Origin of the sequence: Streptomyces sp. MK7, from assembly GCF_032658145.1 — a bacterium.
GTDB classification, from domain to species: domain Bacteria; phylum Actinomycetota; class Actinomycetes; order Streptomycetales; family Streptomycetaceae; genus Streptomyces; species Streptomyces spiralis.
In genome coordinates this window covers 21,209-27,208 of record NZ_JAVACL010000068.1, presented here as the reverse complement: position 1 = coordinate 27,208, position 6,000 = coordinate 21,209, and the positions used below count along the sequence as shown (strand labels likewise).

At 71.8% G+C, this 6,000-nt stretch carries 4 protein-coding genes; 1 reads left to right on the top strand and 3 read right to left on the bottom strand.

The window, feature by feature from the left end; all coding sequences use genetic code 11:
• Positions 1 to 336 precede the first annotated feature (336 nt).
• Positions 337 to 1,467, top strand: a complete 1,131-nt coding sequence (locus R2S09_RS37300; protein WP_316745602.1) for a PP2C family protein-serine/threonine phosphatase — start codon at positions 337 to 339, stop codon at positions 1,465 to 1,467.
• 30 nt (positions 1,468 to 1,497) lie between these two features.
• Here the strand turns inward: R2S09_RS37300 and R2S09_RS37295 are convergent, their stop codons facing one another.
• The 3 genes from R2S09_RS37295 to R2S09_RS37285 all read right to left on the bottom strand — a co-directional run bounded on the left by R2S09_RS37295 (position 1,498) and on the right by R2S09_RS37285 (position 5,986).
• The gene (locus tag R2S09_RS37295; protein WP_316745601.1) at positions 1,498 to 3,945 is read right to left on the bottom strand and encodes a SpoIIE family protein phosphatase; all 2,448 of its coding nucleotides are present in this window, start codon (positions 3,943 to 3,945) and stop codon (positions 1,498 to 1,500) included.
• 14 nt (positions 3,946 to 3,959) lie between these two features.
• A complete protein-coding gene (locus tag R2S09_RS37290; protein ID WP_316745600.1) occupies positions 3,960 to 4,694 on the bottom strand; it encodes a TetR/AcrR family transcriptional regulator in 735 nt (244 codons plus the stop codon).
• An 80-nt stretch (positions 4,695 to 4,774) separates the two neighbouring features.
• Positions 4,775 to 5,986 carry a PP2C family protein-serine/threonine phosphatase gene (locus tag R2S09_RS37285; RefSeq protein WP_306185284.1) on the bottom strand — a complete coding sequence of 404 codons (1,212 nt, stop codon included), beginning with the start codon at positions 5,984 to 5,986 and terminating at the stop codon, positions 4,775 to 4,777.
• Positions 5,987 to 6,000: the final 14 nt, after the last annotated feature.

Here is a 6,000-nt window from a genome sequence, read left to right as displayed (position 1 = left end):
ACCCCCTCTACGCACGACGCAATCCATCACAACCACCAAGAGCACCACGAGCAAGACATGAGAGTCCCGGCCCGCCGTAATCGGGCCGGGACTCTCATGCGCGGACACCTGCACCCGCCTTCGTACTGTCCGGCCGCCTCGCCACCCTGATGTCTCTGGCGTCCGCGCAGCCGCCCGGCCCGCCCGAACACCGACACCGGCTGGAACCTGAAGTTCTTCGAGTGACGCGGCTCCCGCGGGGCATCACCTTCGACCGTTTTGTGGTTGTTCCGAGGGAGATGTAAGAGTTTGAGCCCAGGGAGCCGAGGGCGGGAGTACGGCATGAGTACGGTGTCCATGACGATGTCTGTGGCCGAGAAGCTGCGCGAGCGGTGGCGGGCGTGCCCGCAACCGCGGTGGCTGATCGGGCCCGTGCTGCTGATCGTGGCCATTCCGGTCGCCGACGGATTCCTGCCCCCGGACATTCACCTCGCCCACCTGCTGGTCGTCGCCGTGGCGATCACCGCCATGGGCAGCGGTCCGCGGGCCACCGCGCTGGTCGGCGCCTTCGCGCTCCTCGCGCTGGTCGGCGCGGCGGTGGAACGAAGAACCCTGACGACGGAGAGTGTCATCGTCGAACTCTCCGCGCTCGCCGTGCTCTGCGCCCTCCTGGTGTTCTTCACGTCGCTGCGGATCCGGCGGGAGCGGGAGCTGATCCGGGTGCGCTCGGTGTCCGACGCGACCCAGCGAGTGGTGCTGCGCCCGCTTCCCGAGCGGGCCGGCCCGGTGTCCCTGGCCTCGGCCTATCGCAGCGCCGAGGCCGACTCGGGCATCGGCGGCGACCTGTACGCCGTGGCACGCACCGGCGGATCGACCCGGCTGGTCATCGGGGACGTACGGGGCAAGGGCCTGGCCACGATCAGTGACACGGCCATCGCGCTGGGCGCCTTCCGTGCAGCCGCACACCGTGAGATGCCGCTGCCGGAGCTGGCGGCCTACGTGGAGGACTCGGTCCGCTGGGGTCTGCGGGAGTTCTCGGAGACCGCGGAGGACGTGCCCGAGCGGTTCGTGACCGCCGTGCTGCTGGACATCCCGGACGAGCAGCCGGTGGTGCACGTGATCAGTTGCGGGCATCCACCGCCTCTGCTGCTGCGCCCCGGCGCCGCCACGGCGACCCCGCTCGTGGTTCCCGAGCCCGCGCCCCCGCTCGGCCTCGGCGTGATCTCCGAAGGGGCGTACGCTCCCGCGTCCTTCCCCTTCGCACCCGGTGACCGGCTGCTGCTCTACACCGACGGTGTCACCGAGGCCCGCGACGCCCTGGGTGCGTTCTATCCGCTCGCCGAACGCGCAGCGGCCTGGGCGGACCACCGGCCCGACCAACTGCTCCGAAGGATCACCGCCGATCTGGAGACATACGCCGGCGGACAGCTGAACGACGACATGGCCATGATCGCTCTGGAGCGCGACGGGCAGCCGGCGGCCGCCTGACCCGCCGGAGGCCGGCCGCTGACGCGTCCTTCACGATCGGGTCGCGTCGATCTCCTGTTCGGCCCAGACCGTCTTGCCGGCGGGTGAGTGGCGGGTGCCTCGTCGGCTGGACAGCTGCGAGACGAGGAAGAGGCCTCGTCCGCTCTCGTCCGTCACCCGGGCGTGGCGCAGGCGCGGGACGGTGTCGCTCGCGTCGGTCACCTCGCAGACGAGCACCCGGTGGCGGATGAGGCGCAGAGTGATCGGTGCGGCACCGTGCCGAACGGCGTTGGTGACCAGCTCACTGACGATCAGCTCGGTGGTGTCCGTGACACGCTCCAGTCCCCACTCGGTCAGCTGCGCGGTGGCCAGGGCCCTGGCGTTCGCGACGGCGGCGGGCTCGTCCGGCAGGTTCCAGCAGGCGACCTGTGCGGGACTGAGCGAGCGTGTCCGGGCCAGGAGCAGGGTGGCGTCGTCGAGGAGCGCCCGGGTGGGCAGGGTGTCGAGTACGGCCGAGCAGAGTTCTTCCAGGGGGCGGTCCGGCTGCGCGAGGAGGGTGCCGAGGCGGTGCATTCCGGCCTCGATGTCCTCGTCACGCCTCTCGACCAGTCCGTCCGTGTAGAGGGCGAGCACACTGCCCTCGGGCAGTTCCAGCTCCACGGCCTCGAAGGAGGCCTGCCCGACGCCGAGCGGCAGACCCGAGGGCAGGTCGGGGATCGTGACCCGCCCCTGCGCCGAGACCACCACGGGCGGCGGGTGGCCCGCCCGTGCCATCGCGCAGCGCCGGGTGACCGGGTCGTAGACGGCGTACAGGCAGGTGGCGCCCGCCTCCGTGGTGGTGCGCCCGTGGATGTCGGGCTCCTCGTCGGTGAGGCGGGAGATCGTGTCGTCGAGATGTGCCAGCAGATCGTCGGGGGGCAGGTCCAGGTTGGCGAGCGTGTGGACCGCCGCGCGGAGCCGGCCCATGGCCGCCGCGGCGTTGATGCCGTGTCCGACGACGTCGCCCACGACGAGCGCCACCCGGGCGCCGGACAGCGGGATGACGTCGAACCAGTCCCCTCCCACCCCGTCGTGCGTGTCGGCCGGAAGGTAGCGGGAGGCCACCTCCACGGCCGCCCCGCCGGTGAGCTGCCGGGGCAGCAGGTTGCGCTGAAGGGCGAGCGACGCGGTGCGCTCGCGCACATAGCGGCGGGCGTTGTCCAGGGACAGCGCGGCGCGGGCGACGAGTTCCTCGGCGAAGCACAGATCGTCCGGTTCGAACGGCGCGGAGTCGTCCATGCGGACGAAGACCGCCACACCCAGTACGGCGCCGCGTGCGTGGATCGGCACGATCATCAGGGAGTGCATCCGGTGCTCGCGGATCTTGTCCAGCCGTTCCCGGTCGAGCCACGTGCCGCAAGAGGTGTCCAGCACCGTTTCGAGATGGGATCTGCCCGAGGTCAGGACATCCGTGAAGGGCGAGGACGCCGGGACGAACACGGCATCCCCGCGCGCCCAGAGGGACTCCGGTGTCCCCTCGCGGATCGAGGCCGCACCCGCTCGGCGGAAGGCCGGTATATGCCTGTTCGGCGCGCCGAGCCGGGCCAGTGACTCCTCGCCCTGCGGGACCGACTCCGCCAGGTCGACGGTGACGTAGTCCGCGACGCGCGGCACGACGAGGTCGGCGAGTTCCTGCCCGGTCCGCAACACGTCCAGCGTGGTGCCGATCCGGGTGCCGGCCTCGCTGAGCAGGGCCAGGCGTTCGCGCGCCCGCTGTCTGTCGGTCACGTCGACGCTCATGACGCACACCCCCAGGGTGTGGCCCTGGGCGTCGTCGAGGCGGAAGAAGGAGGTCGAGAACGAGTGCTCCTGGCGGCCGTCGGCCGCCGGCCACGCCCGGTAGGCGTGGTCGATCATCGGGGTGCCGGTGTGCAGGACCTGGCGCATCACCGCCTCCACCGATTCGGTCTCGGGTCCCGGCAGCACCTCCGTCAGCCGTCGTCCGAGCCGTTTCTCGCGCGGGATGCCGTCCTGGGGCGCCAGTGCGTCGTTCACCCAGACGCAGCGCAGATCGGGATCGCGGACGGCGATACCGATCGGCGTGCTGGACAGCAGCGCCTCCACCTCCGCATCGCTGAGGGGCCGCGAGGCGGCGGCCGTCGCCTCGGCCGCGGTGACCAGCCACTGGGTCCTTCCGTCCTGCCCCGCGAGCGGGCATGCCCGCAGGTGCGCGTCCACGGTGCTGCCGTCCCGTCGGCGGAGCCCGACGATCCCGGACCAGCCGTCGCCGCAGCGGCCCCGGTCCGCGTGTGCGGACGCCTTCTCGGCGTACTCGGGCGCGGCCAGTATCTGCGCGGCGGGGCGGCCGACCACCTCCGCGGCCGGATGGCCGGTCAGTCGCTGAGCCGCCCGCGTCCACGCGATCACCGACCCGTCCGCGTCCACGACCGCCATGGCCGCGCCGATCGTGGGCCCGGTCCCCCATCCGGTGCCCGGCGTCGTCTCCTCGGTTCTGGCCATCGGGGCCGTCCCTTCTACCGGGTGGGTGTGTCTCGAGCGGCAGGGCCCGTGTCGGCGAGGCGATCGAGCCAGTCCGCCAGGAGGGCCCGCTCGGAGCGCGTCATCACGGTGGTGTCGCTGTCCCGCAACGCCTCGCGCAGGGCCGCGGCCCGGCGTGCGACGTCCGCGCCCTCCTCCTGGTCGCCGGCGCCCCCGGTGGTGATCGTGCGCAGCACGTGTTCGCGTGCCACGGCCGGCAGTTCGAGATTCCGCTCGCCCGGCGGCGTCGCGATCAGTGAGAGCACGACGCCGAGACCGCCTGCGTGCATGAGTTGTGTGGCGCGCTCCACGCTCATGCGGAGCCGGCCGGCGTCCGCCACCCGGGCGATGTTCCGGCGCAGGATCGCGATGGTCTCGAGTCCTCCGGGAATGCCGCCGCGGTACCGCCCCTCGCCGTACATCAGGACGTAGAAGCCGGGCCGGGAGAGGCCGAACTGCACGTGCAGGTCCCAGGACCGGCGCAGGTCGGCGACAGGGTCGTCGGTCTCCTCCAGACTCTGCTTCTCGCGGAGGTACTCCCGGAACCCGTAGGCGGCGAGCGCGTCGAGGAGTCCCTCCTTGTCCCCGAACAGCCGGTACAGCGTCGGTGGCTGCACCCCGGCCGCCGCGCTCACCGCGCGCGTGGAGATGGCCCCACGGCCCTCACGGCTCAGGAGATCCGCTGCGGCGCAGAGAACCTGTTCCCGAGTACGCTCGGCACGTTCCGACACATAGCAGATTTTATCGCTGTTATACATTTTTTCAATGCATTGATATCTATGTACGACAATACGACTTACGCTGACGCGCCTCATGCGGAAGCACACTGGACGGCGACGAGCGCCACGTCGTCGTGCAGGCGCCCGTTCGTGTGGCGGAGCAGGTCGTCGTGGACCTGCTGGAGCAGGGCTTCCGGATCCGACCCGGCCGTGCGCCAGGGAATGTCGGCTTCGGTGACGGAGTAGAAGGCTCCGGCAGGGTCACGGGCCTCGGCGAGTCCGTCGGTGTAGAGCAGGAACGCGTCTCCGGGGGCGTACCGGAACTCCTCCTGCCGGTAGTTCTCGCGGTCGGCACCGGCCAGACCGATGGGCGGCGCGGGGCTTCGGCTCGTCAGCGCGGTGACGCGGTTGCCGTGCACGCGCAGGGGCAGCGGATGTCCGCAGCTGACGGACCTCATGACGCCTCCGTCGACGGGGAACTCCAGGAGCAGGGCCGTGATGAATCGCTCCGCCGCGTCCGGGTCGGTCTCCGCCGCCTCCGCCACATGACGGCGGAAGCTCCCTTCGAGGGCTGCCGCCAGGTCCGGCAGGGTGGGGTGCTGGTGCGCCGCCTCGCGGAACGCGCCGAGCACGGCCGCCGTGTCGTCCAGAGCCGCGAGGCCCTTGCCCTTGACGTCCCCGATGAGGAACCGGGTGCCGTACGACGTCTTCGCGGCCGCGTACACGTCGCCTCCGACATCGGCCAGGGTGTCGGCGGCTCGGTAGAGGGCGGCGACCTTCAGGTCCGCGATCCGGCGGGGAAGCGGCCGGAGGACCACGCGCTGCGCCGCCCGGGAGATCGCTCGCAGCCGGCTCGTCTCCTTGTGACTGCGCTCCCGGCACCGGCAGAAGGCGACGAGGAGCAGAGAGACCACCAGCAGCGTCGCCGCATGGACGACGAGGATGGGCGAGCCGAGCAGTCCGTCGCGGATGTCGCAGACCATCGCGGCCACGAGGGACAGGCCGGCCACGTTCCCGGTCGGCAGCGCCGTGGAGAAGGCCGCCATCAGGGCCGGTGCGGCGATGAACAGGGTCGCCAGATGGATGTCCGCGGGCACGACGAGACCGGCCGCCATCACGCCCAGGACGAGGGCGACGAGGGCCGCGGGGGCGGAACCGACCGGAGACGGCCCCGGCCGCCCGGAGATGTCCGAGCCGGGGCCGCCGGCCCCCTTGGGGTGAACGGCGGCGGGCAGCGCACGTCCTCCCGGGCCTCCGGCCGGGGCGACGACGTCCGCCGCGCGCCGAGTGAACCTGTTCACCATGTCCTGTCCTGCCT